Consider the following 4,344-nt stretch of genomic DNA (forward strand, 5'->3'; position numbering starts at 1 on the left):
GGCAAGGTTCTATGACCCGGTGATTGGGCGTTTCAGTACAATAGACCCACTTTCTGAGAAGATGAGGCGTTTCAGTTCTTATAATTATGCATTTGGAAACCCGATAAGGTTTACAGATCCAGATGGAATGGCTCCAAATGATATTGTAGTTAGAGGAAGTGATAAAAAGGAATGGAGAATTAAAACCGCTGGAGAAGATGTAGTTTATAATGTTCCTTTTGCTCTTAAAAATAATTCCACTATTGATATCGGTGCTGGGAATGTAGACCCGAGTAGATTTGCAGTTGGTTATACAGCTCAAGTGGATGTTGGAGCTTCGGCTGTTATTGGAGGTGGTGTTGGGTTAGAAACTTCTGTAGTTAATTTTACTGATAAAAATTATAGTGGATATAATTATGTTTACGCGGGAGCTCATGAAAGCCTTTCTGGGGGGGTACAAGCTTCTTTGTCAGCAAGTGTTGGAGGTAGCGTTTCCATTGCTTACAATACTTCTAAAGATAAAATAGATCCAACAACCTATGCAGGGATAACTGGATCTGCAGGTATCTCTGCCGATGTTAAAGTTGTTGCAGGTGGAGGAGTAAATATTAGCAAGTTTACAGGCTCGGGGAAAGACCCTGGCTGGAAAGGCGTGTCATTAGGTGTTAGTGTTGGAGTTGGTGCAGGCGGTAATTTGGGAGCGGTAAGCGGTACATTATCGCGGACTTGGCTATTGAATGATGTGAAGCCCACCGCACAAAGAAGTTTTCTTGACAGGGCAATTAATGCACTAAATCCTGTGGGTTCTGCCATAGCAACAGGAGCAATTGATAAAATTAAAAGACTTTAAATGAATATAATGAGGTATTTACTATATGTTATTTTGTTGATAGGTTTTTTTTATTTGATTTTTTATTACAATCAAAAATCAGGTAAAGAGACAGTGAAATTAAATAACTCTTTGAATAATAACGTATTATTTGAGGGAGTAGTCGTGAGAATACAAAAATCAACTAATCATGCGTTCGGTATAATTATGTTAAAGCATGTCAAATCGAGCGTTAATGAATTTAATAAACAAATTAAAGGAGGCATTTATCCTTATAGAATTATCGGGGATACGGCCGAATTATATTGCACAGTTTCGGTTGATAGAAAATTAGGAGATTCAGTAAAAGTGGTTTCTAAAGATCTTACAATTTATTATAATCCCCAAAAAAGCAATGAAGAGGGTAGTCTTTATGTTGTGACAGAACCATATAATATAGAGTATGTAAAAGAAAATACAGTGTTTAAGTAAAGTTACCTGTATATCTTTATAGCAACAGGCTGCATATCTGATTATGCAGCCTGTTGTTGTTTTGTAATCTGCAAGTTGTGTTTTTGTACGTACATCCCGCCTTCGGCAGGTCTGGCCTACAAGAACCTGCTTGCCTTCGCTTGGGCGAAGGAAGAAAACCCTGCGCAATTACCACAATGGCCCAGCCTTACTGGGTGTTGATGCACAGAGAAGGCCATTACTTCCACATCTGTCCGTAGTCTTGAGCCCTTGGATTGAGGGTAGGTAGACTAAGGACTAATTAAGCGCGAGTGGATAACTTATCCCCCTTTCTGGTCTTCGCGTCTCGCTATGACCTTAAAATAAAGCATGGTCAAAGCCCGGCAGTTTAAAAGCTTGCCGGGCTTTGTTATTTCTGTAGTAACCCAAGTTTGATTAGCCTGGCTTTGATGGCTCCATAGGTACGAGAATGTAGTTTGGAGAGCTGGGTAATCTTGGATCCTTCGCTGAAGCGTTGTATAAGAAATGTATCATCTTCTTCCCATCTGTCCGTAGTCTTGAGCCATAGATTGAGTGTAAGGAGACTACGGATTAATTAATGTTGAACGCGTGTAGAATACTGATACTTAAAAATAATTTTATTATCTAGCCTGACCTTTGTGCCAGGCTTTTTATTTTTTACGTAAGTCAAATCCCAATATGTTCGTAGTCTTGTGTTTGACATGTTCTATGGGCAACAAAGTGACCAGGAACAGCAATGGTACGATGAGGAACCATATCGGTGGGATAGAATACAAGCCAGATGGTACCACTATTGATATTATCCATACTGAAGAAAGGATAGCACGCAATAACAATGGCAGTTACAGTTATGAGTATAACCTGAGCGATCACCTGGGTAATATAAGAGCAACTTTTAAACACAGTCCAATAGCTCCATATACTTTAGAGGTAATACAGCGTGATGATTATTACGCTTTCGGTTTAAGAAAAATAGGTTCTCCAAATTCAAATGTAAACAAGTATCTTTACAATGGCAAGGAGTTGCAAGAGGAGTTAGGACAGTATGATTATGGCGCTAGGTTCTATGACCCGGTTATTGGCAGGTGGAATGTGGTAGATCCGCTTGTAGAGCTATATCAAGAAAGCACTTCTCCATATATCTACTTTCTAAATAACCCGATCTTACTAACTGACCCTGATGGAAGGTTTCCTGATGGGCCCGACGATGATCTTTGGAAAGGAATAAAACAGGGATTTACAGGATATTTCGGAGGGATAAAACAAGCGGTTCTAAATCCGGTAGAGACCGTAAAGAGCCAGGTTACAACAGAGGCGTTAAAGGATAACCTCCTCAATACCGTGACAATGGGTGGGTACGGTGCAGTAAAGGAAGGACTGGAAATCTCTTCAGCCGCATCAAAAGGAGATTTGACCGTTTTGGGTAATGCAATTGGAAACAAAGCTGCTGAAGGAGTTGTTGTATTGGCGACAGAGGGAGCTGGAAAAGCTATAGGAGCTTTGAAAGGGGCTGGGAAGGTCGCTTCAGAAACGGTGGAAGTTGGAAAAGGAGCCGCAAATCCTAAAGTCTCTGCGGCGATTAACAGAGGAAAAGCAGCGCATGCTGATTTTACAGCTAAAGCAGATGCCAAAGGGTGGTCAACTAATGTTAGAATGACAGACCCTAAAACCGGGAAAACGGTAATAGCAGACGCTGTATCCCCTAGCGGGCACCCTGTAGAGTTAAAACCAAATACACCATCAGGTAGAGCTCAAGGAGTAAGGCAATTGCCTCAATATGAACGAGCAACCGGGACAAATGGCAGAGTTATATATTATAATCCTTTTAAATAATGAAGATAGTCGACTTTAATAACGGTATTAAGGGAAAAATTCCAAATGATTGGAAATCAGAAACAAGTGACGATGTTGTGTCTTTATATGAACCTGACAACGGAGTTGGAGCATTGCAATTATCTTTTTATAATATAGATAATGCCCCTTCTATTGAATTATCCAAAGAACTCGAAAGCTATCTAGGGGATAAGCATGAAAAGATTATTGTTAAAATTATAGATGGGCGTGCCTATTCTGATATAGAAGATGAAGATGGGATATATTGGCAGTATTGGCTTTTTCTTAAAGATACAACAGTGATATTTGTTTCTTACAATTGTGATAAGTCAGACAAAGGTATCGAAGATCCTGTTGTAAAAGAAATCATAAGCTCTATTGGTTTATGATAGCATAGAAATAAATTGAGGCAAAGCCCAACGAGAGTTAGGCTTTGCTGTTTTACATAGCTGCTATGCTTTTTTGCTTTGCTGCTTTGATGAAAGCACCCCATCGTCTTCGTTTGTAACGAGGATGGTTTAGAAAAGCGATTCTATCGCTAAACAAATTATAGATTATAGCCCGGTGATATAAATTTGCCGGGCTTTTTTATTTCTGTATGAGTTGGAGTTTGATTAGCCTTGCTTTGATGGCTCCGTAAGTCCGTGAATGTAGTTTGGCGAGTTCTGTAATCTTAGTGCCATTGAGAAAGCGTTCTGCAAGCAATTCATCTTCTTCTTCATCCCATGGCAGTCCCTGATTGCCTTTTTCGGCTACCGCCCTAAGTTCATTAAGTGCAAAGAAAAGCGTCCTGATGATTTCGGGCTGGTTGTATGGGCTGTCTGCGGGGAATACTTCGCCGGTTATGGGGTCGGTGCCGGCGGCCAGGGCCTGCAGAATTTCCAGGTGTCGGTTGTTATCCTACCTAGGCTTTTTTAGCTTTAAAATCTCTTATAAGCACATTGCCAACCGCTACGAGTACGACCATGCCGGCCGTAAGATTGCCACTTTTGAAAACATTAACAACCAGGGAGATGTTGCACTGAACCACCTCGAATACAACGAGATTGGCCAGCTCACTAAAAAGAACATGCACAACGATACCCAGGCGACCACCTTTGCCTATAACGAGCGCGGCTGGATGAAGAACAGTATATCTGATCAGTTCAGTATGGAGCTGAAATATAATGACGGCACTTTACCACAGTTCAATGGTAATATTTCCGGTCAGAGTTATACCAACGGTGCGTCAC

Annotated in this window: 4 protein-coding genes and 1 pseudogene; all 5 read left to right on the forward strand. The window is 40.7% G+C overall.

Features of this window, described 5'->3' with window-relative positions:
* A partial coding sequence (locus OQX63_RS23150; protein ID WP_322974560.1) for an RHS repeat-associated core domain-containing protein occupies positions 1–829 on the forward strand: 829 nt, incomplete at its 5' end.
* Positions 830–838: 9 nt separating this feature from the next.
* Positions 839–1,279 (forward strand): hypothetical protein, encoded by a 441-nt coding sequence (locus OQX63_RS23155; protein ID WP_265853160.1) that lies wholly within the window; start codon positions 839–841, stop codon positions 1,277–1,279.
* Positions 1,280–1,987: 708 nt separating this feature from the next.
* Positions 1,988–3,112 carry an RHS repeat domain-containing protein gene (locus OQX63_RS23160; RefSeq protein ID WP_265853161.1) on the forward strand — a complete coding sequence of 375 codons (1,125 nt, stop codon included), beginning with the start codon at positions 1,988–1,990 and terminating at the stop codon, positions 3,110–3,112.
* A complete protein-coding gene (locus OQX63_RS23165) occupies positions 3,112–3,501 on the forward strand; it encodes a hypothetical protein (RefSeq protein WP_265853162.1) in 390 nt (129 codons plus the stop codon). Before OQX63_RS23160 ends, OQX63_RS23165 begins: the two co-directional genes overlap by 1 nt.
* A 503-nt stretch (positions 3,502–4,004) precedes the next feature.
* Positions 4,005–4,344, forward strand: a pseudogene (locus tag OQX63_RS23170) (hypothetical protein); the annotation flags it as partial.

It is taken from the genome of Pedobacter sp. PF22-3 (assembly GCF_026239555.1).
In the GTDB taxonomy this organism is placed as follows: domain Bacteria; phylum Bacteroidota; class Bacteroidia; order Sphingobacteriales; family Sphingobacteriaceae; genus Pedobacter.

Coding starts and splice junctions, on each gene's coding strand:
- OQX63_RS23155 (WP_265853160.1), top strand. CDS start 839: ATGAGGTATTTACTATATGTTATTTTGTTGATAGGTTTTTTTTATTTG.
- OQX63_RS23165 (WP_265853162.1), top strand. CDS start 3,112: ATGAAGATAGTCGACTTTAATAACGGTATTAAGGGAAAAATTCCAAAT.
- OQX63_RS23160 (WP_265853161.1), top strand. CDS start 1,988: ATGGGCAACAAAGTGACCAGGAACAGCAATGGTACGATGAGGAACCAT.